We start from the raw sequence: 23,629 nt of genomic DNA on the forward strand, positions 1-23,629 counted from the left end.
GTGCCGAATGGGCATTGCGCGGCCCCACAACGGTCGGGCACGGCCGGGGTTGCAGTGCGCGACCTCACCTTCTTTCGTGGACATCGAACCCCACGCCACGAATAGGTGACGCGGCCGGCCCCGAATCCGTAAATCGGATAGTGACAGCTCGCGCTGTGGCCTGCACCCGGATCACTTATTGCCGTCGTGCGCCGGTTAACCGTGCGCACGGCTATTTCCGCTCGGCAGATTGAATTAGTTGGAGGATGGCGATGTCTCTGGTAACCGCGACCCCGGAATTGATTGCAGCGGCGGTGACAGATCTCAACCGGCTGGGTGCTGCGATCAGTACGGCGAATGCGACGGCCGCCCGGTCTACCACCACACTGGCCGCCGCCGCCGAGGACGAGGTATCAGCCGCCATTGCAGCGCTTTTCGGCAACCACGGTCGCGAGTACCAGGCTCTGGGCAGTCGACTGTCGGCATTTCACGAGCAGTTTTCGGCCCTCATGACCTCAAGCGCGCAGTCATATGCGAGCGCCGAGCTCGTCAACGCCGAACAGCTGCTGCTCAACGTCATCAATACGCCCACCTCGACATTGCTGGGACGTCCTTTGATCGGTAAGGGCGCCGACGGCACGGCACCGGGCCAGGCGGGCGGCGCCGGCGGGCTGCTGTGGGGCAACGGTGGTAACGGGGCCGACGGGGTCGCCCCCGGGGTCGCCGGCGGCTCCGGAGGCGCAGCCGGGTTGATCGGCCGCGGCGGCGCGGGTGGAACGGGCGGAGCGGGTGCCATGGGCGGCGCGGGCGGCCGCGGTGGGTGGCTGTTCGGTCACGGCGGAACCGGTGGTGCGGGCGGTGTTGCGGCGTTGCCCGGTGCCGTCGGCGGCACCGGGGGTACCGGCGGCGCCGGCGGAATGTTGTGGGGCAACGGCGGAGCGGGTGGCGCGGGCGCAACCGCCACCACGCTCGATGCCGTGGGTGGAGCGGGCGGGCAGGGCGGTCGGGCGGTCCTGTTCGGCAACGGTGGCACCGGCGGCGCGGGCGGCGCCGGTGCCGCCGGCATCGCCGGTATCGCAGGCGGTCTGGGGACAGGCGCCGACGGGACGGCCGGCGGTGCCGGGGGCAACGGTGGTCAGGGCGGCAACGGCGGCTCTGGCGGCTGGCTGATCGGCAACGGCGGCTTCGGCGGCGCAGGCGGGACGGGCGGTGCCGGCGGCTCCGGCGGGGCCGGCGGCAGCGGGGCCGACGCGTTGGTCGCCGGCGGGACAGGCATGACCGGCGGTAACGGGGGCGACGGCGGGTCCGGCGGAGCCGGTGGCGAAGCCGGCACGGGCGGCAGCGGCGGACTGCTGGGCGTGAGTCGCGGACCCGGTGTCGGCGGGGCAGGCGGAGCCGGTGGCGCCGGCGGTGTGGCCGGCGATGGCGGCGCCGGGGCCAACGGTACGGCGGGCCATCTCGACGGCGGCGCCGGCGGTCAGGGCGGTGACCCGGGCTCCGGTGGCAGGGGCGGCGCCGGCGGGACCGGTGCCAACCCCGGAACTGCCGGCGCAACCGGCAGCACTCCCGGCACCGGTGGCAACGGCGGCTCCGGCGGCCGTGGCGCCGATGCCACCACCCCGGGCGGCACCGGCGGTGCCGGCGGCAGAGGCGGTGACGCGGGCAGCGTCGGCAACGGCGGCGCGGGCGGTAACGGTGGCGACGGCCTGGCCGGCGAGGCGGGCGACGCAGCCATCGCAGCGGGAAGTTCGGGTACCGCCGGCACCCACGGCGGGTCCGGCGGCCGCGGCGGGGATGGCGGCCTGGGCGGCACTATTTCCGGTGATGGCGGCGCCGGCGGCGGTGGCGGGAAAGGCGCGGCCGGCGGAGCCGGCGGAGCAGGCGCCTTGGGCACCACCGCCACCACAGCCGGCACCGCGGGCATGACCGGCGGCGATGGCGGCACCGGAGGAGCCGGCGGTGCGGGCGGTGACGGCGGCCAGGGCGGCGCGGCACGGGCCGCCACCGGCCAGACCGGCAGTCACGGGGCCGGCGGCGTAGGCGGCAACGGAGGAGCCGGCGGTCAAGCCGGCGACGGCGGCAACGGCGCCGACGGGACCTTCGCCGGCGGTGGCACCGGCAACGGCGGAGCCGGCGGTTCCGGCGGCAATGCCGGGACCGGTGGAACCGGCGGGAGCGGCGGCGCCAGCGGCGCTACCACCCGCGCCGCCGACGGCGCGGCGGGACTCAGCCCGACCAGTGGCAATGGCGGGACCGGCGGCCGCGGGGCAGACGCCACCACCCCGGGCGGCACTGGCGGTGCCGGTGGCAGGGGCGGCAGCGGCGGGTCGTTCGGCAACGGCGGGGACGGCGGCGCGGGTGGTCGCGGTGCGGCCGGCGGTGTCGGCTCGGATGCCGGGACGCCCGGCGGCACCGGCGGAACCGGGCACAGCGGCGGCGTCGGGGGTGCCGGGGGCAGCGGCGGCGACGGCGGAACCCAGGCGGGCAACGGCGGCGCCGGCGGCGCCGGGGGCGGTGGCGGTGACGGCGGTGCAGGAGGTCGCGGCGCACGGGGCGCCGACGCCACTGCGGCGGGCGCGGCCGGCGATGCGGGCGGCACCGGCGGTACGGGCGGAACCGGCGGGGCCGGGGGCACCGGCGGGGCAGGTGGAGCCGCGCGGTCGGCGTCCGGGCTTGCGGGCAGCCAGGGCGTCGGCGGAGCCGGCGGCACCGGCGGGATCGGGGGCGTCGCCGGCGACGGAGGTACCGGGGCTGCCGGCGACCTGACCGTCAACGGCGGTGTCGGCGGAGCCGGGGGTGCCGGTGGCGACCCGGGCACCGGCGGCGCGGGCGGCGCCGGGGGTGCCGGTGCCAGCACCGGTAAGCAGGGCGCCACCGGCGGCACCGCCACCAGCGGCGGCAACGGCGGCAACGGCGGCGCCGGCGCCTCCGCCTCCACGCCCGGCGGCGCCGGGGCGGCCGGCGGCGAGGGCGGTGACGGCGGGCGAGTCGGCAACGGCGGAGCGGGCGGCACCGGCGGCAACGGCGCAACCGGCACCACGGGATCAGCTGCGGCCGCGGCGGGGGCAACCGGCGGGACCGGTGGCACTGGCGGCGCCGGTGGTCAGGGCGGCGTCGGCGGTCAGGGCGGAACAGAGGCCGGTAACGGCGGTGCCGGTGGCGCCGGCGGACTCGGTGGCGCGGGCGGGACGGGAGGCACCGGTGGACGCGGTGCCGATGCCACCGCTCCGGCCGCAACCGGTGGCGAAGGCGGTGACGGCGGCAGCGGCGGAGCCGGTGGCGTAGGCGGTGCCGGTGGAGCGGGCGGCGCCGCCCGCTCCGGTACGGGCCTGGCCGGCGATCGTGGTGCCGGTGGCACCGGCGGCACCGGCGGCACCGGCGGGACGGCCGGTGACGGCGGCACCGGGGGCAACGGCAGCCTGTCGATCAACGGGGGCACCGGCGGGACCGGCGGCACCGGCGGCGACCCCGGCGCCGGTGGTGCCGGCGGGGCCGGCGGAAAGGGCTCCATCGCCGGCAAAGACGGTGCGGCCGGCAACGCCGCCACCACCGGCGGCAACGGCGGCCGGGGCGGCACTGGCGCCGATGCGACCGTGCTGGGTGGCACGGGCGCGGCGGGGGGTAGAGGTGGCGACGGCGGGCTGGTCGGCAACGGCGGCATGGGCGGGACCGGCGGCGCCGGCGGCACCGGTGTTGCCGGCGACTCGGCGGTCGCCTTCGGCGACTCGGGTCACCAGGGCAAGACCGGCGGTACAGGCGGCGTCGGCGGCGCCGGAGGTAGGGGTGGCACCCTCGCCGGCGACGGCGGAGCCGGCGGCATGGGCGGGACCGGCGGGGTCGGCGGTGCCGGCGGCTTCGGCCAGTCGGGCTTGTCCGGCCTGTTCGCCGACGGCTCGGGGCAAAACGGTGGCAGTGGCGGCGCTGGGGGAACTGGCGGAACCGGCGGGGCGGGCGGCGCCGGCGGAACCGCGGTAGCCGCGAGCGGGAAGAACGGCAGCCAGGGCGCGGGCGGGACCGGCGGGGCGGGCGGTGCCGGAGGTGCCCCCGGTTATGGCGGCGCCGGTCTCGCGGGCGACTGGGCAGTCAACAATGGCGTCGGCGGCACCGGCGGCAACGGTGGCAACCCCGGCGCTGGTGGAACCGGCGGGGCCGGCGGCGCCGGCTCCAGTGCCGGTAAGCAGGGCGCTGCCGGCAGCGCTCCCGGCAGCGGCGGCGACGGTGGTGCGGGCGGCGCCGGCGCGAACGCCACCACTCCCGGGGGCACCGGCGCGGCCGGCGGCCGAGGAGGCAACGGCGGTCTCGTCGGCAACGGAGGTAACGGCGGCAACGGCGGCAACGGCGGAACCGGCAACGCGGGCGCTGACACCTCCCCCGGCGGTACCGGGAATACGGGCGGAGTTGGCGGCACCGGCGGAGCCGGCGGTCAGGGCGGCAAGGGCGGGACCCTGGCCGGCAACGGCGGGAACGGCGGCACGGGCGGAACAGGCGGCACCGGCGGCACCGGGGGCACCGGCGGTCGCGGCACCGACGGCAGCTTGTTCGGCGCAGCAGGCGGCGACGGCGGCGACGGCGGCAAGGGCGGATTCGGTGGTGGCGGCGGCGCCGGCGGAGCCGGTGGCGTCGCCCAGTCCGCGACCGGCAAGGCCGGCAGCCAGGGCGCCGGCGGCGCGGGCGGAGCGGGCGGCACCGGCGGCGTCGCGGGCGACGGCGGCAACGGCGCGGCGAACATCAACGGTGACACGGGCGGTGCGGGCGGCAACGGCGGTGACCCAGGCTCCGGCGGCACCGGCGGCCTGGGCGGGTCCGGCTCGAGCGCCGGCAAACAGGGCGCCGCCGGCGTGTCCCCCACCAGCGGCGGCAACGGCGGGAAGGGCGGCAACGGCGGCGTCGCCGGCACGCCTGGCGGCACCGGCGGCATCGGCGGCAAGGGCGGCAATGGCGGCCTGGTCGGCAATGGCGGCGCCGGAGGGAACGGCGGCGCGGGCGGCCAAGGTCAGCAGGGTCCTGGGGGCGCCTCGCCCGGGGCGTCGGGAGGATCCGGAAGCACCGGTGGAATCGGCGGCGCCGGCGGCGCCGGCGGGTTGGGTGGCGCGCAGGCCGGCAATGGCGGAGCCGGCGGAACCGGTGGCGTCGGCGGAGTCGGCGGCACCGGCGGCACGGGTGCCGACGGCTCTGACGCCACCGCCGCCGGCGCCACCGGCGGGAAAGGTGGCGGCGGCGGTGTCGGAGGCACCGGCGGTAAAGGTGGTGCCGGAGGCCAGGGCGGCCAGGCGCTGGCCGGTTCGGGCAAGAGCGGCGGCCAAGGCGCTGGTGGAGCGGGTGGCGCGGGCGGCACCGGAGGAACTGCCGGTGACGGCGGCCGTGGTGGCGACGGCGGCGTGACGGTCAACGGCGGTGTCGGCGGTCGGGGTGGCGACGGCGGTAACCCCGGCACTGGCGGCTCCGGCGGAGCCGGCGGCACCGGTTCGAGCACCGGCAAGCAGGGCGCCGCGGGTGCCGTGCCTACCAGTGGCGGCAACGGTGGAACGGGCGGCACCGGTGCGGCCGCCACCACGCCGGGCGGTGCCGGAGCTGCTGGCGGCCGAGGTGGTGACGGCGGACAGGTCGGCAACGGCGGAACCGGCGGCACCGGCGGTGCCGGCGCTGACGGCGTCGACGGCGAGAACGGCAGCGCCCCGGGCATCCGCGGTACCGATGCGAGTGCCGGTGGGACAGGCGGCATCGGCGGGGCCGGCGGCAAGGGCGGCACGCTGGCCGGCAACGGCGGACTGGGTGGCGCCGGCGGCGCCGGCGGGAACGGCGGCACCGGCGGGAACGGCGTGGACGGCATGGACGGAATCGGTACCGGCGTGAGCGGTCAGAGCGGCGGCAGCGGAGGGCGCGGCGCAGACGGCGGCGCGGGCGGCGCCGGGGGCGCCGGAGGAGCCGCGCAAGCCGCCACCGGCAAGGCTGGAATCCAGGGCGTCGGCGGGGCCGGCGGCAACGGCGGTAACGGTGGCACCGCAGGCAACGGCGGCAATGGCACCGACGGCAAGGGCGGCGGTGAAGGCGGCGGTTACGGCGGGGCCGGCGGCTACGCAAGCAAGGGCGGCGTGGGCGGTGTCGGGGGCGCCGGCTCCACAGCCGGCAAGACGGGCGCGGCCGGCGTGCAACAAGCGGGCGGCAACGGCGGTCGCGGGGGTGACGGTGGAGGCGCCGGCCTCTCCGGCAAGGGCGGAATGGGTGGCTGGGGCGGCTCCGGCGGCGACGGTGCGACGGGTGGCCACGGCGGCGACGCGGGCAATGGCGGTGCCGGCGGGCTGGTCGGCACGGGCGGTCAGGGCGGAAAGGGCGGCCATGGGGGCTACGGCCAAGTCGGCGCCGGCGGCTCCGGCGGCGACGGCGGCGACGGCGGCAAAGGATCGCAGGGCACCGGCAACGGCGGTGCCGGCGGGGACGGCGGGACCGGCACCACCACGGGCGGCCGCGGCGGCAATGGCGGGCGAGGTGGTGATGGCCTCGGCGGTGAGGCCACCGGAACGGGCGGCGACGGCGGCGACGGCGGCAACGGCGGCTCGGGCCTGACCGGGGCCGGCGGCAAGGGCGGCAACGGCGGTGCCGGCGGTACAGGCGGCAGTGGTCCGTTACCGCCGTTCGGACAGGGTGGCTCACCGGGTGGCAAGGGCGGCGACGGCGGCAACGGCGGCAGCGGCAACATCCTCGGCAACCTGGAACCCGGCGGCGGCGGCCGGACGGGCCAGGACGGCCTCCCCCCCGATGGCTTCAGCGGTGCGGGTGGCAGAGGCGGCGCCGGCGGCACCGGAGGATCCGGCGGCGGATCCTGAGCGGATTAGTGGCAAGCTGGGCCGGGTGGACCTGCACGCGCTCGCCCAGGAACAGCTGACCTATCAGGAAGTGGGCGCCACCGCCGCCGATCAGCTTCCGCCGGGCTACGACCACATGAGCGCGTCGGCGCAGATCGGCACTGGGCGGGACCGCTTCGAGCAGGCAGCCAAGGCGCTCATGCATTGGGGCATGCAACGAGGCGCCGGGCTGCGGGTGAACGCCAGCACCGACACCGTCGCCGTCTCCTCGGTGGTCGTCGTCACGATGCTGGGCGTCCTGCGCGCGCCGTGCCGGGTGGTGTACGTGATCGAAGAGCCCGACGTCCGCGGCTTCGCCTACGGCACACTGCCGGGCCATCCGGAGTCCGGCGAGGAGCGATTCGCCGTCCTCTACGACCCGGGCACCTCGGCGGTCTATGCCGAAGTCTCCGCGTTCTCCCGGCCGGCCACCTGGTACAGCAAGCTGGGCGGGCCTTTCGTCACGGTCGCGCAACGGGTGATCGCCAAGCGCTATCTGCGCGGGGTCTGACGCGCCTTACCCCGTCCACCGGGTCAGCAGGTGTCGGGCTCCCGAACACAGCGCCTCGATGACCTCAGCCACGCTGGCATCGTCGCGAATCATCCCGACCCCCTGGCCCGCGTCGACCGGTGTCAGCGGCCCGGCACACGCCGCCGGGTCGCGGGCAAGAGCCTCCTCACGGCCCGTCCAGCGCGCGACGAACTCGTCGGCCAGCACCCGCGACGGAAACCTCTGCGGCCACGGCAGCCCGGCGGCGACATCGAAGACGCGGGTGACCCGCGTGTCGGTCGCGGCCGCGTCGATCAGGGCTTGCCGGCCCGGGGCGCCGGTCAGCGCCTCCGGACAGGCGGCCAACCGGGTGCCGATCCACGCCCCGTCGGCGCCGGCGGCCAGCACCGCCGCCAGACTTCGCGGTGACGCGATCCCGCCGCCCGCCAGGACCGGGACATCCACGGCATCGAGCACGACGTCCAGCAACGGCAGCGTCGCCAACCGCACCTCGCCGTGGCCGCCGCCTTCCGCCCCGCGCGCCACCAGAACGTCCACCCCTGCATCAACTGCCCGGCGGGCGCCTTCCGCGTCGTAAACCTGTGTGGCGGTGGGTATTCCGACGTCGCGCGCGGCAGAAACCCAGGACAGGTCGGTGCCGAAACTGACCGACAACAGCGCCGGCCGGGCGGCCAGCGCGTCGTCGAGCAGTCCGCCCTGACTCCGCATCACCCAGTCGACCAGGCCGATCCCGAACCGCCCGCGCACCTGGCGCAGTTCGGCCGCCAGCGACGACCGGGTTGCGGTACTGCCCATCCCCACCATGCCCAAACCGCCGGCCGCCGTCACCGCCGTCGCCAGCCGTCCCCCCGCGACCCCGCCCATCGGCGCGTTGACGATCGGTACCCGCAACCCGAGGTCTCGCGACCACGGCGTGGCCAACACGGTCAGTGCGAGGCGCCCGGTTGTGACTTCAGCACGGTCAGCATCACCACCGAGTCCTGCACCGCCAGGAGGGCGTGACGCACCTGAGGGATGGCCAGATAGTCACCTGCCTTGCCCTCCCACGTGTCCTCGGCTGCGGTCAACCGCACATGACCCTCCAGCACCTGCAGGGTCGCCTCACCCGGGCTGTCATGTTCGGACAGCTCGTGCTCGGCCAGCAGGGCCAGCACGGTCTGGCGCAGTTCGTGGGTGTGACCCCCGTGGATGGTGTGGGCGGCGCGGCCGCTGTGCGTCGTGCGCGCCTCGGCAAGCTTTTCGGACGCCAGGTCTGTCAGCGAGATAGATTCCACGGCCCTCACCTTTCAGTTGTTCAGTAGCAGTATCCCCGCCACAAGCAACGCCACCACCTTGACCACCTCTAACCCGACGTAGGCGTAGTGGGCCCGGGAACGTGGTGCATCCAGCCCGGCGAGGACTTGGTCGGAGCGCCGGGTCAGACGGGGTCGCACGGCGATCAACTGCGCGGCCAGGACGACGGCGGCGACCGAAAACGCGGCCACGATCCGCGGCGGGGTCGGACCGGCCACCACCAGAGCCCCGATGGTCAGGGCGAATGCGACTTCTACGGTGTTGAGCGCGCGGAAGACCAGTCGGCCGATACCCAGCCCGATCTGCAATGTCACGTTCGGAGCCCGAAATTTCAGCGGAGCCTCCAGGAACGAGATGGCCAGCACCATGCCGAGCCAGACGAAAGTGACAGCGACCTCGATGGAGCGGCCCGCGTTCATGTCGTTGAGACGGCCGGTGCGAGGTGCGCAAGACACAGGTCGGGTGCGGCGAACGCTTCCAGGCGCTCCACGGTCACCGGCGCCGCCCAGGTTTCCAGGGCGCCGCGCATTAACCCGAGATGGACGGGGCAGATCACGCTCGACTGCCGTTCGGCGAGTTCGAGAAACGGGCAATGCCGCAGACCGAGCTGCCGCTTTCCGTCGGCGGCTTGCAGCTCGGGCTCAAAACCCAGATCGTCGAGAACGCCGATCAGGTGGGCGATGGATTGTTCAGCGTCCGGCTGAGGTCCGGGAGATCCGAGCCGCTCGCCCCACGCGCGGCCGGCAGCCACCGCCCGGGAGGCGGAATCGGGTTCGGCGGCAAGCCCGATGGCGAGGATCTCGGCCAACAGCCGGTATTGCCGGGTGCCTTCACGATCCATCTGCGCCACCGCCCGGAACATCAGGGGCGGGCGACCAGGGCCGCGACGAGACGGCTGCACGTGCTCCACGCGCCCCTCACCGACCAGGGTGTCCAGGTGGAAGCGCACGGTATTCGGGTGCACCCCGAGCTTCTTCGCGATCGCAGCGATGCTCAGCGGTGTGCGGGACGCCCGCAGAATCCGCAGCACCTCGCGACGGCGCCCGGTCGACTCTGGTCCCGAATCAGGATCTGCCATGGCGAGTCACTCACCCCTTCCGAGCGCGTGCGGCGTGGACTAGCGAGTTTACACAAGTAATATTGTACAAATACAGCACTGCCGTCTCCGGTATACCGGCTGCGCTACCTTTCTGTTCAGCAACACACTCCACTATGAACTCCGAAAAAGACCCGCTTCCGCTCTCCGCCCGGGACGATGCACACGTCCCCGGCCATTGGCTGCTGGCGCGGTTGGGCAAGCGGGTGCTGCGGCCCGGCGGCGTGGAGCTCACCCGCACCCTGCTGGCCCGCGCCGAGATCGCCAATGCCGACGTGCTGGAGCTGGCTCCGGGGCTGGGCCGCACGGCTGCGGAGATCATTGCCCGGGGGCCCAGGTCCTACGTCGGTGCGGAAGCCGACCCGGACGCGGCGAACCGGGTTCGCGGTGTGGTGGCGGGGCACGGTGAAGTGAAGAACATCGACGCAGCCGATACCGGTCTGCCCGACGCCAGCGCCGACGTGGTGATCGGCGAGGCGATGCTGACCATGCAAAGCGATACGGCCAAGCACGCCATCGTTGCCGAAGCCGCGCGGGTACTGCGGCCACGGGGACGTTACGCGATCCACGAGCTTGCCCTGACACCCGACGATCTGCCCGAAGAGGTGACCACCGATGTGCGGCAGTCGCTGGCCCGCGCGATCAAAGTCAATGCGCGCCCGCTGACGGTCGCGGAGTGGTCGGAGCTGCTCGGGGGCCATGGGCTGGTGGTGCAGCACGTCGCGACAGCGCCGATGGCGCTGCTGGCACCGCGGCGCGTGATTGCCGACGAAGGACTCCGGGGCGCAATCACATTCGGCAAGAACGTGCTCACCCAACCCGACGCCCGTAAACGGGTGCTGGCGATGCGCGAAACGTTCCGCAGGCACCGCGAGCGGTTGGCCGCGGTGGCCATCGTCGCGCAGAAGCCCGGTTAACCTCCCAGAGCGCGCCGGGCTCGCTGCAGGCTCTGCTCGATCAACCTGTCGGTTGCGCCGACGTAGCTCGGCGAAGGCTGCCGCCCGGCGAGTTCGGCGATCGCCCGTTGCTCTCCGAGAACGTCTGCCTTGCAGAGGTTTTCGTTCATCCGACCGGTGTGCACCTGCAGCCCGGCCAGCAGTTCGCCGCATTGCGAACCCGCCACCAGCGTGCGCCGGCCCAACGTGCGCACGGTGTCCCATTCGACATGCCAGGCGCCGTCGGGTCGCTCATCGTTGGCCAGTGCGGCCACCTGATGCAGCGTGGCGGCCAGCGGCGGGGCCGCCAGCGCGGCCCGCCGGATCAGGATGGACAGCACGGGGTTTCGCTTGTGGGGCATCGCCGACGAACCGCCCCGGCCCTCGGCGGCAGGCTCGTTCAGCTCACCGACCTCGGGGCGGGCCAGGGTGACGACGTCGGAGGCGATGCGACCCCAGCCATCGGTGCATGTCACCAGCGCATCGGCTACGGCGGTGAAGGGAGCCCGTGCGGTATGCCAGGGCGCACGGTAGTCCAGTCCCAACGTCGTCGCTGCGGTGCGCGCGACGCGTTCGGCGAGTTCGCCGGGGTCGGTGGCGCCGGTGCGCAGGGCGGCCAATTCCGCCGTGGCCGCCCACGTTCCGACTGCCCCGCCAAACTGGGCGGGGGTGGACAGGGCAGCAAGCCGGTCATGGGCGTCGAGTACGCCGGCAAGCCAGCCGGCCGCCTTGGCGCCGAACGTGGTCGGCGCGGCATGCTGGGTGAGGGTGCGGGCGACCATGGACGTGTCCCGATGCGTCTCGGCAAGTGCGGACAACGTGCCGATCTGTGTTTCCAGCTGGGTCCGCAGTTCGGCGAGGACGCCGCGCAACGCCAGCATCAGGGCGGTGTCGATGACATCCTGGCTGGTCAGTCCCCGGTGGATCCACGGGCTCACCGCCGGTACTGCCCGCCGGCGCAGCAGGGCCACCAGACCGATCACCGGAGTGCCGCCGTCCTCGGCGGTGACGGCGAGACGCTCGCAGTCCTGCTCCCCCACCAGCTTCCGCAGGTCGGCGCCCGATACGGGTGCCAAGCCGGCAGTCCCCAGCGCGCCCAACCAGGCAGACTCCACCGCGACCATCGACTGCAACAGCGCCCGATCGCTCATCTGCTCACCGGCACGTTCGTCACCGGGCCACAGCAGGTTGCTCACGTCCGGTCGTCCCGATAGGCCAGGAACACCGTCTGGTCAGGACCTTGCAGGCGCACATCGAAACGGTATCGCGTTCGGCGGGAATCACTTTCGGCGACACAGCGCATCGTCATCCGGCGCCGCGGTGCCAGGCCGCCCAGCTCCGGGACGGTGTCCAGGTCGGCATCAGGCAGATAGGCGCGGGTGAACAGCCGATCCAACAATCCCCGGGCGAAGACGGTGACCGCGAAGTACGGCGGCCTCCCGGCACCCGTCGGACCCGGGGCGAGCGTGGTGAACGCGTAGCGTCCGTCCGGGTCGGTCGCCGCCCGGCCCCAGCCGGTAAATGATTGACCGTCACGGCGCAGCAAACCTGACGACCGAAGGATCCGGCCTTCGCTATCGGGCTGCCAGATCTCCACCAGTGCGTCCGGCACCGCAGCTCCGGCGCCGTCGTACACGGTGCCGTACAGTTCCACCGCACCGGGGAATGCGGCGCCGACTAGTTCGCGGTCGCGCGGGAACGGCAGCCCGATGCCGAAGAATGGTCCGACCGTTTGCCCTGGGGTGCAACGGAATTCGGCCATCGCATCAACCCCGGCTCAAGACGATGTCCCAGCGGTAGCCGGTTGCGTACTCCGGCTCGGTGACGTCATGGTCGTAGTGGGCCACCAACTGGTGCCGCGCCACGGGATCGAGGACGGACTGGACGATCGGATCCAGCGCGATGAGCGGGTCACCGGGAAAATACATCTGGGTGACCAGGCGCTGGGTGAAAGCGGTTCCGAACACCGAGAAGTGGATGTGCGCCGGCCGCCACGCGTTGTGGTGGTTGCGCCAGGGATAGGGGCCCGGCTTGATGGTCGTAAAGCGATAGGAACCGTCGGGACCGGTCAGACAGCGGCCGGCGCCGGTGAAATTCGGGTCGAGCGGGGCGGGGTGCTGGTCGCCTTCGTGGCGGTAACGCCCGCCGGCATTGGCCTGCCAGATTTCCAACAGCTGTCCGGCCAGCGGCCGGCCCTCATCGTCCAACAGGCGTCCGGTCACGATGATGCGTTCCCCGATCGGTTCACCCCGGTGCCCGGCCGTCAGGTCGGCGTCAAGCGGGTCGACATCCTGATGGCCGAAACACGGTGCCGATCGCTCGATCTCGTCGGGGTCGATGGCCAACAGTGGGTTGTCGGGGTGGCGCAGGATGCTACTGCGATAGGGCGGGTAATTCAGGCGCGGCGTTGCGTCGGCGCTGCCCGGCTGGTGGCCGGCCGCGAGGGCGGCAATCTGCGCGGAGATGTCACGCTGCGACGCGACGCGCTCCCCGGCCTCCACACCGCGTGAGGCTACTCGCTGCGCCGCCGCCGACAAGTCCGGTTTGGTTGATACCCGCTGCGATCCCGTGTGCCGCCACGGCGAATTGACGTTTTTGTCAAAACGCCAACCCAGAGCAAATGCCAATGTTAGATTCCGGCACGCTGGCAAACACGTTCGTGGCAATTTCTCTCAACTGCTCGTTGGAAGGACATCCATGTCATATGTCGTCACCGTGCCCGAGTTCGTCGGATCTGCCGTCGGAGATCTGACCAACCTCGCGTCATCGATCAACGCGGCCAGGGCTGCGGCGGCAGGCTCGACCACCGGCGTCTTGGCGGCCGGCGCCGACGAGGTGTCGGCGGCTATCGCGAGCGTCTTCAGCTCGCACGCCCACAGCTTTCAGTCGCTGAGCGCGCAGGCTTCGGCCTTCCACAGCCAGTTCGTGTAAACCCTGAGCTCCAGTGCGGCGTCGTACGCCGGGGCCGAAGCCGCGAACCTGGCGAGCATCGCCGCGGCGCAGCCCGGCCTGGAGCTGTTCGGAGTGCTGCTCGTCGGAGACGGCGCAGCTGGGACCGCGGCGAATCCCAACGGCGGCAGAGGCGGCCTGCTGTGGGGCAATGGCGGTGCCGGCTACACCCAAACGGGGGCGTCCGGACTGGCCGGCGGTAACGGCGGCCGCGCGGGTCTGATCGGCAACGGCGGGGCGGGCGGCGGTGGCGGCTTCGGTGCGGCCGGCGGTCAGGGCGGGGCCGGCGGTTGGCTCTACGGCAACGGCGGCGCCGGCGGTGTCGGCGGCGCGGCGGCGTCGGGCTTCAACGGCGGATTGGCTGGCGCCGGCGGCCTCGGTGGAAACGCGGTCTTGTTCGGCAGCGGCGGCGCCGGCGGCAGCGGCGGCGCGGGCCTGGCCGGCGCCAACGCGATTACGCCCAACAACGGCACCGCCGCGTCCGGCGGCGATGGGGCAGCAGCCTCGGGTGGTGCATTTCCGCCGGCCGTTAGCGGTGGCTCAGCCCAGCCCGGCGACCCTGGAACGCTCGGCCAGGTTGGTGGCACCGGCGGAGTCGGCGGTAGCGCGTCCTCAGCCAATGGCGGCATCCCGAGCGGGGTCTACCTGGCCCAAGGGGCGCCCGGTGGCCAGGGCGGTTTCGGCGGGGCCGGGATCGACGCAGGTGTCGCCGGCGCCGGTGGCGTCGGTGGAATCGGCGGAGCCGGTGGCAACGCGGGACTCTTTTACGGTGACGGCGGCAATGGCGGACTCGGCGGCGTCGGTGGAATCGGCGGCTCGGGTGGCACCGCCGCCAACGGCGGCGTCGGCGGTACCGGCGGCGCCGCGACGGTCAGTACCATCGCCAACTTCTCCGCAAGCGGTCAGGCCGTCGGTGGCCAGGGCGGCACCGGCGGCCAGGGCGGAACCGGCGGCACCGGCGGCACCGGCGGCACCGGGGGCGCCGGCGGAGCCGGAGGCCGAGGAGCATTCTTCTTCGGCAGCGGCGGGGACGCGGGCTACGGCGGCGCCGGCGGCGGCGGCGGCACCGGCGGAATCGGCGGCGTCGGAGGCGGAGGTGGAGCCGGGGGCAACGCAGCGATCACCGGTGCAAGTGCGTTCAACGCGTCCGACGGCGGTTTCGGCGGCAACGGCGGCCGGGGCGGGACCGGCGGCGACGGGGGTGCCGGCGGCAGCGGCGGCGCGGCCGGCACGGCCGGGGCAGGCGGGTTGTTCGGCCTGGCGGGCGCCGCCGCCACCGGTGGCGCGGGTGGCTTCGGCGGTGACGGCGGGGCGGCCGGTGCTGCGGGCGCCGGATCGACGGTCGTCGGCACCGCGACCGGAACCAACCCGGCACCGGGGCAGCCGGGCGTCGCGGGTCCCGCGGGCAGCAACGGCAACGACGGCGCCCCCGGCGCGAACGGCTGACCATAGCCAGGAGCAGCACCTTCTTCGACACGGCCGGGCATGGCGTCATCCGTCATGCCCGGCCGTGTCGCATTCCCGCACCGTTGCTGCGCGACTCTGGGCCCGATCATCGCTGAACTAATCTTCGTGGTTGAAGATTTGTTCATAATCGGATAAAACCTTCACTAGATCGGTTCCGCCCGGCGGGCAAAGAAGGTTTTCCGCGATGTCATATCTGCTCAGCACACCGGACTTAATCGGAGTCGCCGTCGGTGACCTGACCACGCTGGCGTCGTCCATCGACGCGGCGAGAGCGGCTGCGGCGTGCTCCACCACCACCATCGCGGCAGCCGGCGCCGACGAAGTCTCGTCGGCCATCGCGGCACTGTTCAGTACGCACGCCCAGAGTTTTCAGGCGCTGAGCAGTCAGGTGTCGGCGTTCCACAATCAGTTCGTCCAGACTCTGCACGACAGCGTGGCGTCCTACGCCAGCGCCGAGGCCACCAACCTCGCCGGCCTCGCCGCCGCCGAACCCAGTCTGGATCTGTTCGGTGTGCGGCTCGTCGGCAACGGAGCCAACGGCACCGCGGCGAATCCGGACGGCGGCAACGGCGGGCTGCTGTGGGGCAACGGCGGCGCCGGCTACACCCAGCCGGGTTCATCCGGACTGACCGGCGGCAACGGCGGCAACGCCGGCCTGTTCGGCAACGGCGGACGCGGCGGTGGTGGCGGATACGGCGCCGCCGGTGGCCGCGGTGGCGCCGGCGGGTGGCTCTTCGGCAACGGCGGCGCGGGCGGAACCGGGGGCGCCGCCGTCGCGGGCTTTCACGCCGGATCCGCCGGCAACGGCGGCGCTGGCGGTAGCGCGAATCTGTTCGGCAATGGCGGCGCCGGCGGCCTGGGCGGCACGGGCCTGGCCGGAACGGGTGTTGCGACACCGGTCAGCGGCCCCGCCGCCATTGGTAGCAGCGGTGGCGATCACATCGGCACGGTGCCCGGGCTGTTCACCGGCGGTGACGGCGCTGTCGGCACGTCCGGATCCGCGGGACAGGTTGGTGGCACCGGTGGCAGCGGCGGTACGGGCGGCAATTCCGGCACCAACAACGCGCTCTACCTCGCCGAAGGCGGCGCCGGGGGCCAGGGCGGTATGGGCGGTCTGGGCAGTAACGCCGCCATCGCGGGAGCCGGCGGTCACGGCGGGGCCGGCGGCAATGCCGGGCTGTTGTTCGGAGACGGTGGGGCCGGTGGGGCCGGCGGTGTCGGCGGCCTCGGCGGCTCGGGCGGCGCCGGCGCGACAGGCGGCGCGGGCGGTGCCGGAGGTGCGGCGTCCGTCAGTGCCGCCGCCCCGGGCATCGGGCAGGCTAGCGGCGGTGTCGGCGGCACCGGAGGCGTCGGCGGCACCGGAGGTGTCGGGGGCACCGGCGGGGCCGGCGGTGACGGGGGCAACGGCGGGCGCGGCGGGATGCTGATCGGCCATGGCGGCGATGCCGGGCACGGCGGCGCCGGCGGCATTGGTGGCGCCGGCGGTGTGGGCGCTGCCGGCGGGGCCGGTGGAGTCGGCGGCAACGCCACCGCTGCCGGTACCGGAGACAACGATTCGACCGGCGGCACCGGCGGCACCGGTGGATCAGGCGGCACAGGCGGGGCCGGTGGCACCGGCGGCACCGGCGGTGCGGCTGGCACGGCGGGGGCCGGGGGGTTGCTCGGCTCGGTGGGTGACGGCGCGACCGGCGGCGCAGGCGGTGCGGGCGGTGCCGGTGGTGCGGGCGGCGCGGGCGGCGCCGGAGGGGCGGGTGGTCGCGCCGCCGGCGGCAACGCGACCGCGGGCAGCGTAGGCGGCAACGGCGCCAACGGAAGCACCGGTAGCCAGGGCGCGAGCGGCGCCAGCGGGTGACACGGGACCCTCGCCGACCGATACCCTGAGCGCCATGCCGAGCGACTACGTGTACGACCAGGACTTCGCCGAGGAACGGACCCGGTTGGGCGCCATGGAGAGCCTGTGGGACGCGGGAACCCAGGCGCTGCTCGAAGAACTCGGGCTCGGTCGTTCCGAAAAGTCCTGGCGCTGTTTGGAAGTCGGTGCCGGGGGCGGGTCACTACTGCACTGGATGACCGGTCGCGGCGCTTCTGTGGTGGCCGTCGACATCGACACCCGCTTCATCGAACCACTGGCCAGTGACGCCATCGACGTGCGCCGCCTCGACATCCGCACCGATGAACTCCCCGAAGGCCAATTCGACCTGGTGCACTCGCGCCTGGTGCTCGAGCATCTGCCGGACCGGCGACAGATCATCGACCGCCTGGCGACGACCCTGCGCCCCGGCGGATGGATGGTGATCGAAGATCTGGACTGGACACCGTTCGGCTTCGACAAAGCCGACGCCCAACTCGAGCTCGTCACCGATGCCATCCTGTCGTTCATGCAGCAGGCCGGTTTCGAGCCGCGTTACGGCCGTCGCGTGGTCGCCGATCTTGCCGCCGCCGGGCTGACCGAAGTCCGCGGCGAAGGCCGGGCGCGGGTAATCGATTCCAGCGCAGCGGGTTTCGACTTTTTCAGGTTGTCCTTCGAGAGTCTGCGCGCGGCCGTCGTCGAGGCTGGGCTGATCGCGAGTGCGGACGCCGATGCGGCCGCGGCACGCTTCACCGGCGACGTCCGCGTTTTCACGCCGATCATGATGGCCGGCATCGGACGACGGCCGCTGGACTAAATCGCCTTGAACAGCGCGGCTTTGCCCCGGGTACGCAGCTTGTGCAGGGACGAACCGCGCAACTGGGCGATCCGCGCCGCCATCTTGTTCCCGAGTTCCTCGAGTTCGGCGTCAGTGATCTGCACCGGCGGCGGCGCGGGAATCATGTCGCGTTCCTCTTCGTCGGCATGCGCCTCCAGCACGGTCTTGAACGTGTTCCACTCGTCCTCGTAAGCCGATGAACTCTGCGGGGTCCGCAGCAGCACGCCCAACTGATCCACCACCTGGCGATGTTCGGCGTGGGCAACCGCGATCAACTCACTGGCCGCCGCCAACGCCGGGTAATACAGGTCATCCTCGATCCGGAAGTGAATATCGAGTTCCAGCAGCATCTCATCGAACAGTTCATGGCGCTCCTGACTGTTCACCGGCGCCTCACTGACCTTGCGCCCCAAGCCTTTCAGCACCACATGGTGATCCTTGAGCACTTCATATGCATTCAATTGGCCACTCCGCGCACTTCCACATTTCCCTCCCTCAATCGAGCCTCGTAGCACGGCAACGGTGCGGCCGACGGACCACGCAGCACTTCGCCGGACTCCAGCGCGAATCGTGATCCATGCCAGGGACACACGATCCGACCGCGATCGACCCAGCCGTCGGCCATCGGCGCCGCCAGGTGGGGACAGAACTCGCCGAATGCCGCCACTTCTCCCGGCTTGCTCTGGCACACAACCAGTCCGACGCCGTCCACCTCCACGCGAACCGGCTTGCCGTTGAGTGCGCCGGCCGGCAGCACCGGTGTCCACTGCCGGGTGCGTAACCGCTCACCGCTCTGGTCGACGCCGATGCCGGAATCGAACACCAACGCACCACCGAGGTAGCTGCCGCCCAGCGTGATCGCATACCCGGCCGCCGCCAGCCCCGCTCCCCGCAGACGGTGCCCGTGGTGGCGGTCCCGCCAGGACAGTACGTAGAGCAGCGTCGCGACGGAATTCACCGCACCGTGCACCAACCCGACGCGTCGATCCGCCTGGTGGGTGTGCTGCCAATCGGACACCCCGGTGACCGACGACGCGATGCTGGCCGCAATCCCGAGGCCGAGGGCATGCGAGGCGATCTGAGCGGTGTTCCGCTCGGCGCCCGGTCGCCGTGCCGGCACCAGACTCAACGCATCCAGCGCCACTGCCGTGCCGAGTGCTCCGCTGGCCAGCGATGCCAGGGGCGGATGCACCGGATGCCCGAGCCAGACGCCGTTCAGCGCGTTCATCACCCGGTCCCTCATCCGCCCCAGAGCGTTGAACAGGAAAGCCATGATGTGCTCGAGGCGATAGCTGGGCCGATCGAGCCACTCCTGTCGTTCGATCATGGCCAGCACCCGCGGACCGAACTTCCGCATGTAATCCTCCCCTGGTGCGACGACCGATTGGGCCGCAAATGCCAGAATTCCCTGTCATCGCCGCGGTTTGAATGTGAGGCGCCTGTGAGTTGCCGTTTGAACTGCTGTGGCCGCAGGGCAGAATGGCTCTCTGTAGAACAGAAGGATGCCGGGAGCGAGGCGAGGTGCAGGTGAGCGATCAACTCTTCGACCATGTCCGTCGGGGCATGATCCCCGCGCACATCTACAACGACGCCGACCTGTTCGCACTGGAAAAGGAGAAGCTTTTCAGCCGAGCGTGGATGTTCGTGGCGCACGAGTCCGAAGTTCCGCACGACGGTGACTACGTGGTGCGCCGGGTGCTCGACGATTCGTTCATCGTCACCCGCGACTCCGGTGGCCGGGTACGGGCCCTGTTCAACATGTGCCTGCACCGCGGGATGCAGGTGTGCCGCGCCGAGATGGGCAACGCCTCCAATTTCCGCTGCCCCTACCACGGTTGGACGTACCGCAACGACGGCCGCCTCACCGGTCTGCCGTTCCATCGGGAAGCCTACGGCGGCGACCAGGGCTTCGACAAAAGCCAAACGCTGCTTCCTGCAACGAATTTGGACAGCTACAACGGCATGATCTTCGTCAGTCTGGACCCGCACGCTCCGCCGTTACGGGAATTTCTCGGCGACTTCGCGTTCTACCTCGACTTCTACACCAAGCAGAGCACCCAGGGACTGCAGGTGCGGGGTCCGCAGCGGTGGCGGATCAAGGCCAACTGGAAGATCGGGGCGGAGAACTTCTCCGGCGACATGTACCACACACCGCACACGCACGCCTCGATCGTCGACATCGGCCTGTTCCGGGAACCCAAGGCGCAGAAGCGCAAAGACGGCGCCACCTACTGGGCCCACCGCGGCGGCGGAACCACCTACAAGCTGCCCCCGGGTGACTTCGACGAGCGCATGCGCTACGTCGGATATCCCGACGAGATGATTGACCGGATCAAGTCGGTCTGGTCGCCGGCACACCAACAGCTGGTGGCCCAGGACGGCTTCATGTTCTCGGCGGCAACCTGTTTCCCGAACCTGAGCTTTGTGCACAACTGGCCCAAGCTCCCTCATAGCGAGCAGGTACTGCCGTTCATCTCGATCAGGCAGTGGCAACCGATCAGCGAGAACGAGACCGAGGTGTGTTCGTGGTTCGCCGTCGACGCGGCCGCCCCGGAGCAGTTCAAGAAAGACTCCTACCAGGCGTATTTGATGTGCTTCGGGTCGACCGGCATGTTCGAGCAGGACGACGTGGAGAACTGGGTGTCGCTGACCACCACCGCGGGCGGTTCGATGGCGCGGCGGCTACTGCTGAACAGCAGGATGGGACTGCTCTCCGACGACAGCCCGGTGATCGAGGCGCTGCCCCCGGAGTCGTTCCACGGGCCCGGCAGGGCGCAGGTCGGCTACAACGAGTACAACCAGCGGGAGCTGCTCAAGCTGTGGGCGCAGCAATTGGAGTCGGTATGAGTAAACCACTGCCTTTCAACGATATTCGGCATAACCAGGCACACCAGTTCTTGGTGGACGAGGCTTACCTGCTGGACGCGCAGCAGTACGAGGCCTGGCTGGACACCATGACCGACGACATCCGCTACGTCATGCCGGTGCGGGTTACCACCGCCCGCAACGCGGGATTCGACACCTCTCCGGGCATGGACCACTTCGCCGAGGACAAGTACTCGCTGACCCAGCGGGTGGCCCGGATGGGCACCGAACACGTATGGGCCGAAGATCCGCCGTCACGACTACGGCACTTCATCACCAACGTGCGCACCTTCGAACAGGATCCGGCGCACCTGCTCGTCGAGTCCGCCGAGCTGCTGTTCCGCAGCCGCGGCGACGTGAACGAGAGCGCCCTGCTGTCCTGCGGGCGCGAAGACCTGCTGCGCTGGGACGAGAGTCAAAGTTCCTGGAAGTTGGCCCGCCGCAGGATCTTTGTCGACGAATCGGTGTTGCGGATGCAGAATTTGGCGGTGTTCCTGTGATCCCTGCCGGTGAGCCCATCATGCTGGCGAATGAATTCACCGAAGTCGTGGTGCAGCGGGTCGACACGCGCAACGGCGCGCGACTGCTGATCCGCTCGCCCCGCATTGGGCGGTCGATCACGCTGGATGCCTTGGAGGTGGAGGCTCTCACCTGGCAGAACCCCCGTACCCTGGCGGCCATGGTCGGCAACTCCCAGGCCCCGCTGCTGCCCGATGAGCCAGAGGACCACGATGACCGGATGGCTTGACGGCAAACGCGCCCTGGTCATCGGCGCCGGGTCGGGAATCGGGCGGGCGGTGGTCGACGCGTTCCTCGGCGAAGGCGCCACAGTGGCTGTGCTGGAACGTGATCCGGACAAATGCGAGCGGCTGCGCGCGGAGCTGCCCGACGTTCCCGTGGTGGAGGGTGACGCCACCACCCGCGCCGACAACGACCGGGCGGTCACCGCGACGGCCGATGCCTATGGCGGCCTGGACACGCTCGTCAACTGCGTCGGAGTGTTCGACTTCTACCGCGGCATCGACGATATCGACGCCGACGACCTGTCCGCGGCGTTCGACGAGATGTTCCGCACCAACGTGCTGAGTCATCTGCAATCGGCCAAAGCCGCGCTGCCGTTGCTGCGTAACGGGACCGGACCCGCGATCGTGCTGACGGAATCCACGTCGGCCTACTACCCGGGCCGTGGCGGCGTGCTGTACGTGCCGTCAAAGTTCGCGGTCCGCGGCCTGGTGACGGCGCTGGCACACGATCTGGCCCCCCAAATCCGGGTCAACGGCGTGGCGCCGGGCGGCACCCTGAACACCGACCTGCGGGGGCTGGCCAGCCTCGGACTCGGCGATGTCCGCCTCGACGACTCTCCTGGCCGGGCAACCGATCTCGCCGCCCGCACCCCGCTCCATGTCGCCCTGACCGGCGCAGATCATGCCTGGAGCTACGTGTTCCTGGCCTCGGATCGGTCACGCGGTATCACCGGCGAGACGGTCCACCCCGACGGCGGATTCCGCTTGGGCGCACCGAAATGAGCCTGGAGGCGCAGCGCGAGCTGGTGGCACAGGGTTGTCGCGTCGCGGCAGCCCGCGGCTTGGTGGACGGCATGCTGGGGCATCTGAGCCTGCGGATCGACGACCATCACTTGCTGGTCCGCTGCCGCAGCGACACCGACACCGGGGTGGCCTTTACCCGGCCCGGCGACATCCGGCTCATCACCTTCGCCGGAACCGAAGGCGCCCCAGGGGAACTCGACGGTTACCGGGTGCCCAACGAGCTACCGATCCACCTCGAAACGATGCGGGCCGACGCCAGGCACCAGGCCGTCGCCCATTTGCACCCGCCGGACGTCGTCGCCGCCGATCTGGCCGGTATCGCCATCCGGCCCCTCTACGGCGCCTTCGATATTCCCGGCGCGTGGCTGGCCCGCGGCGGTGTGCCGGTCTACCAGCGCGCGGTGCTGATCCGGAATGCGCTGCTGGCCAACGAGATGGTGGCCGCCATGGCCGGCAGGCCCGTGGTGATTTTGCGTGGCCACGGCATCACCAGCGCCGCCCCCGGCATCGAACAGGCGGTGTTGCAAGCGATCAGCATCGACGCGCTGGCGCGCATGTCGTTGCGGGTGCGCGCCGCCGGGGGGTCCCTGCGCGATATCGATGACGCCGACTGGGATGAATTGCCGGACTTGGGGTCTGGTTTCAACGTCGAGTCGGCCTGGCGGCATGAGGTCGCTCGACTGGGTGCTCAGCCCAGCTGATCGCCGATCTCTTCGGCAGCCTCGGTTAGTGCGGCCGCCACCGACGAATACTTCGACGTGGGCAAGCGCTGCAACGGCGCGGCGGCATTGAGCGCGAGGCGCAGGCCGGGCGCGCGGGTCGGAATCTGCACCGCGACCGAGGCGACACCCTCCTCACTTTCCTCGCGGTTGGTGGCGTAGCCCTGTCTGCGGATGCGAGACAACTCGCCGCGCAGGCGGGCCCGGGTGTCGATCGACCGCTCGGTGACGCGCTCCAGTGGCTCATGCGAAAAGAGTTGCTGCAGTTCGTCTTCCGGCAATCCGGCCAGCAGGACCTTGCCCGTCGACGTGCAGTGCGCCGGCATGGTGCGCCCCAGCCGGGAGGCCACCCGCACCGCTTTGGGACCCTCGACCGCGGCGACGAAGCGAACCGTGGCACCGTCGAGCATCCCCACGTGGATCGACTCGCCGAGGCGTTCGCTGAGTCGCCGCATGACGGGCATGGCGGTGCGCGGGATGTCGAGGCGGCCGAAGATCGCGAACGCCACGCTGGTCAGCGCCGGCCCCGGGAGGTATGCCTTGGATTCGGGGTCCTGGCGCACGAAGCCGCGGTAGGTCAGCATCGCCAGCAGTCGGTGCGCGGTCGACGACGCGACGCCCAGGTACCGGGTGGCCTCGGTCAATCGGATCTGGGGTTGCTCGCCAAGGAGCAGTAGCAATTTGAGCGCGTTGTCGACCGACTCGATCGGGTACTGCGGCACCTCATTCGGCACTTCGC

The 23,629-nt window shown here is 71.9% G+C and carries 20 protein-coding genes and 1 pseudogene; 11 read left to right on the forward strand and 10 right to left on the reverse strand.

Going from position 1 to position 23,629, the window contains the following annotated elements; all coding sequences use genetic code 11:
• The first annotated feature begins 251 nt into the window (after nucleotides 1-251).
• Nucleotides 252-6,803 (forward strand): PE family protein, encoded by a 6,552-nt coding sequence (locus QXK92_RS08020; RefSeq protein ID WP_306241137.1) that lies wholly within the window; start codon nucleotides 252-254, stop codon nucleotides 6,801-6,803.
• A 25-nt stretch (nucleotides 6,804-6,828) separates the two neighbouring features.
• The gene (locus tag QXK92_RS08025; protein WP_306244272.1) at nucleotides 6,829-7,332 is read left to right on the forward strand and encodes a DUF1990 domain-containing protein; all 504 of its coding nucleotides are present in this window, start codon (nucleotides 6,829-6,831) and stop codon (nucleotides 7,330-7,332) included.
• Nucleotides 7,333-7,338: 6 nt separating this feature from the next.
• Here QXK92_RS08025 and QXK92_RS08030 read toward each other — a convergent pair whose 3' ends face one another.
• The 4 genes from QXK92_RS08030 to QXK92_RS08045 are packed head-to-tail and all read right to left on the reverse strand — an operon-like array spanning nucleotide 7,339 to nucleotide 9,703.
• Nucleotides 7,339-8,256, reverse strand: a complete 918-nt coding sequence (locus QXK92_RS08030) for a nitronate monooxygenase family protein (RefSeq protein WP_306241138.1) — start codon at nucleotides 8,254-8,256, stop codon at nucleotides 7,339-7,341.
• Nucleotides 8,257-8,258: 2 nt separating this feature from the next.
• Nucleotides 8,259-8,606 (reverse strand): cupin domain-containing protein, encoded by a 348-nt coding sequence (locus QXK92_RS08035; RefSeq protein WP_306241139.1) that lies wholly within the window; start codon nucleotides 8,604-8,606, stop codon nucleotides 8,259-8,261.
• A 12-nt stretch (nucleotides 8,607-8,618) separates the two neighbouring features.
• Nucleotides 8,619-9,044, reverse strand: a complete 426-nt coding sequence (locus QXK92_RS08040) for a hypothetical protein (RefSeq protein WP_306241140.1) — start codon at nucleotides 9,042-9,044, stop codon at nucleotides 8,619-8,621.
• Entirely contained in the window at nucleotides 9,041-9,703 is a 663-nt protein-coding gene (locus QXK92_RS08045; protein WP_306241141.1) for a metalloregulator ArsR/SmtB family transcription factor, read from the reverse strand. Before QXK92_RS08045 ends, QXK92_RS08040 begins: the two co-directional genes overlap by 4 nt.
• A 134-nt stretch (nucleotides 9,704-9,837) precedes the next feature.
• Here QXK92_RS08045 and QXK92_RS08050 point away from each other — a divergent pair, with 134 nt between their 5' ends.
• The gene (locus QXK92_RS08050) at nucleotides 9,838-10,638 is read left to right on the forward strand and encodes a class I SAM-dependent methyltransferase (RefSeq protein WP_306241142.1); all 801 of its coding nucleotides are present in this window, start codon (nucleotides 9,838-9,840) and stop codon (nucleotides 10,636-10,638) included.
• On the opposite strand, the gene QXK92_RS08055 is transcribed toward QXK92_RS08050, so the two are convergent.
• The 3 genes from QXK92_RS08055 to pcaH are packed head-to-tail and all read right to left on the reverse strand — an operon-like array spanning nucleotide 10,635 to nucleotide 13,157.
• On the reverse strand, nucleotides 10,635-11,852 hold the full coding sequence (locus QXK92_RS08055; RefSeq protein WP_306241143.1) for a lyase family protein: 1,218 nt from the start codon (nucleotides 11,850-11,852) through the stop codon (nucleotides 10,635-10,637). The genes QXK92_RS08050 and QXK92_RS08055 overlap by 4 nt on opposite strands.
• Nucleotides 11,849-12,418, reverse strand: coding sequence for a protocatechuate 3,4-dioxygenase subunit alpha (gene pcaG / locus QXK92_RS08060; RefSeq protein WP_306241144.1), 570 nt, complete (start codon nucleotides 12,416-12,418; stop codon nucleotides 11,849-11,851). Before pcaG ends, QXK92_RS08055 begins: the two co-directional genes overlap by 4 nt.
• A 4-nt stretch (nucleotides 12,419-12,422) precedes the next feature.
• Nucleotides 12,423-13,157, reverse strand: a complete 735-nt coding sequence (gene pcaH / locus QXK92_RS08065) for a protocatechuate 3,4-dioxygenase subunit beta (protein WP_306241145.1) — start codon at nucleotides 13,155-13,157, stop codon at nucleotides 12,423-12,425.
• 196 nt (nucleotides 13,158-13,353) lie between these two features.
• On the opposite strand from pcaH, the pseudogene QXK92_RS08070 reads away from it, so the two are divergent.
• The 3 genes and pseudogenes from QXK92_RS08070 (at nucleotide 13,354) to QXK92_RS08080 (ending at nucleotide 17,738) form a co-directional block, all read left to right on the forward strand.
• Nucleotides 13,354-15,051 (forward strand): annotated as a pseudogene (locus tag QXK92_RS08070) (PE family protein).
• Nucleotides 15,052-15,256: 205 nt separating this feature from the next.
• Nucleotides 15,257-16,924 carry a PE family protein gene (locus QXK92_RS08075; RefSeq protein WP_306241146.1) on the forward strand — a complete coding sequence of 556 codons (1,668 nt, stop codon included), beginning with the start codon at nucleotides 15,257-15,259 and terminating at the stop codon, nucleotides 16,922-16,924.
• A gap of 34 nt (nucleotides 16,925-16,958) precedes the next feature.
• Nucleotides 16,959-17,738, forward strand: coding sequence for a bifunctional 2-polyprenyl-6-hydroxyphenol methylase/3-demethylubiquinol 3-O-methyltransferase UbiG (locus tag QXK92_RS08080; protein ID WP_306241147.1), 780 nt, complete (start codon nucleotides 16,959-16,961; stop codon nucleotides 17,736-17,738).
• On the opposite strand, the gene QXK92_RS08085 is transcribed toward QXK92_RS08080, so the two are convergent.
• Nucleotides 17,735-18,220, reverse strand: a complete 486-nt coding sequence (locus QXK92_RS08085) for a hemerythrin domain-containing protein (RefSeq protein WP_306241148.1) — start codon at nucleotides 18,218-18,220, stop codon at nucleotides 17,735-17,737. The two genes, QXK92_RS08080 and QXK92_RS08085, sit on opposite strands and share 4 nt — an antisense overlap.
• Nucleotides 18,217-19,116 (reverse strand): Rieske (2Fe-2S) protein, encoded by a 900-nt coding sequence (locus QXK92_RS08090; protein WP_306241149.1) that lies wholly within the window; start codon nucleotides 19,114-19,116, stop codon nucleotides 18,217-18,219. The genes QXK92_RS08085 and QXK92_RS08090 overlap by 4 nt, the downstream gene beginning before the upstream one ends.
• A 206-nt stretch (nucleotides 19,117-19,322) precedes the next feature.
• Here QXK92_RS08090 and QXK92_RS08095 point away from each other — a divergent pair, with 206 nt between their 5' ends.
• Genes QXK92_RS08095 through QXK92_RS08115 form a run of 5 tightly spaced genes read left to right on the forward strand, consistent with a single transcriptional unit; the run spans nucleotide 19,323 to nucleotide 22,872 of the window.
• On the forward strand, nucleotides 19,323-20,606 hold the full coding sequence (locus QXK92_RS08095) for a Rieske 2Fe-2S domain-containing protein (protein ID WP_306244273.1): 1,284 nt from the start codon (nucleotides 19,323-19,325) through the stop codon (nucleotides 20,604-20,606).
• Complete coding sequence (locus QXK92_RS08100) at nucleotides 20,603-21,124, forward strand: 3-phenylpropionate/cinnamic acid dioxygenase subunit beta (RefSeq protein ID WP_306241150.1); 522 nt, start codon at nucleotides 20,603-20,605, stop codon at nucleotides 21,122-21,124. Before QXK92_RS08095 ends, QXK92_RS08100 begins: the two co-directional genes overlap by 4 nt.
• Entirely contained in the window at nucleotides 21,121-21,372 is a 252-nt protein-coding gene (locus QXK92_RS08105) for a dihydrodiol dehydrogenase (protein WP_306241151.1), read from the forward strand. Before QXK92_RS08100 ends, QXK92_RS08105 begins: the two co-directional genes overlap by 4 nt.
• Nucleotides 21,356-22,150 carry a 3-(cis-5,6-dihydroxycyclohexa-1,3-dien-1-yl)propanoate dehydrogenase gene (gene hcaB, locus QXK92_RS08110; RefSeq protein WP_306241152.1) on the forward strand — a complete coding sequence of 265 codons (795 nt, stop codon included), beginning with the start codon at nucleotides 21,356-21,358 and terminating at the stop codon, nucleotides 22,148-22,150. The genes QXK92_RS08105 and hcaB overlap by 17 nt, the downstream gene beginning before the upstream one ends.
• The gene (locus tag QXK92_RS08115; RefSeq protein ID WP_306241153.1) at nucleotides 22,147-22,872 is read left to right on the forward strand and encodes a class II aldolase/adducin family protein; all 726 of its coding nucleotides are present in this window, start codon (nucleotides 22,147-22,149) and stop codon (nucleotides 22,870-22,872) included. Before hcaB ends, QXK92_RS08115 begins: the two co-directional genes overlap by 4 nt.
• Here the strand turns inward: QXK92_RS08115 and QXK92_RS08120 are convergent.
• The gene (locus QXK92_RS08120; RefSeq protein ID WP_306241154.1) at nucleotides 22,860-23,624 is read right to left on the reverse strand and encodes an IclR family transcriptional regulator; all 765 of its coding nucleotides are present in this window, start codon (nucleotides 23,622-23,624) and stop codon (nucleotides 22,860-22,862) included. The two genes, QXK92_RS08115 and QXK92_RS08120, sit on opposite strands and share 13 nt — an antisense overlap.
• Between the last annotated feature and the right edge of the window lie 5 nt (nucleotides 23,625-23,629).

The sequence above is a fragment of the Mycobacterium sp. TY815 genome (genome assembly GCF_030755135.1).
Classification (GTDB): Bacteria; Actinomycetota; Actinomycetes; order Mycobacteriales; family Mycobacteriaceae; genus Mycobacterium.

Bases quoted from the DNA above. Each gene is read 5' to 3' on its own strand.
- QXK92_RS08090 (WP_306241149.1), bottom strand. From the start codon at position 19,116: ATGCGGAAGTTCGGTCCGCGGGTGCTGGCCATGATCGAACGACAGGAG.
- QXK92_RS08075 (WP_306241146.1), top strand. From the start codon at position 15,257: ATGTCATATCTGCTCAGCACACCGGACTTAATCGGAGTCGCCGTCGGT.
- QXK92_RS08080 (WP_306241147.1), top strand. From the start codon at position 16,959: ATGCCGAGCGACTACGTGTACGACCAGGACTTCGCCGAGGAACGGACC.
- QXK92_RS08045 (WP_306241141.1), bottom strand. From the start codon at position 9,703: ATGGCAGATCCTGATTCGGGACCAGAGTCGACCGGGCGCCGTCGCGAG.
- pcaG (WP_306241144.1), bottom strand. From the start codon at position 12,418: ATGGCCGAATTCCGTTGCACCCCAGGGCAAACGGTCGGACCATTCTTC.
- QXK92_RS08115 (WP_306241153.1), top strand. From the start codon at position 22,147: ATGAGCCTGGAGGCGCAGCGCGAGCTGGTGGCACAGGGTTGTCGCGTC.
- QXK92_RS08020 (WP_306241137.1), top strand. From the start codon at position 252: ATGTCTCTGGTAACCGCGACCCCGGAATTGATTGCAGCGGCGGTGACA.
- hcaB (WP_306241152.1), top strand. From the start codon at position 21,356: ATGACCGGATGGCTTGACGGCAAACGCGCCCTGGTCATCGGCGCCGGG.
- QXK92_RS08050 (WP_306241142.1), top strand. From the start codon at position 9,838: ATGAACTCCGAAAAAGACCCGCTTCCGCTCTCCGCCCGGGACGATGCA.
- QXK92_RS08040 (WP_306241140.1), bottom strand. From the start codon at position 9,044: ATGAACGCGGGCCGCTCCATCGAGGTCGCTGTCACTTTCGTCTGGCTC.
- QXK92_RS08095 (WP_306244273.1), top strand. From the start codon at position 19,323: ATGATCCCCGCGCACATCTACAACGACGCCGACCTGTTCGCACTGGAA.
- QXK92_RS08100 (WP_306241150.1), top strand. From the start codon at position 20,603: ATGAGTAAACCACTGCCTTTCAACGATATTCGGCATAACCAGGCACAC.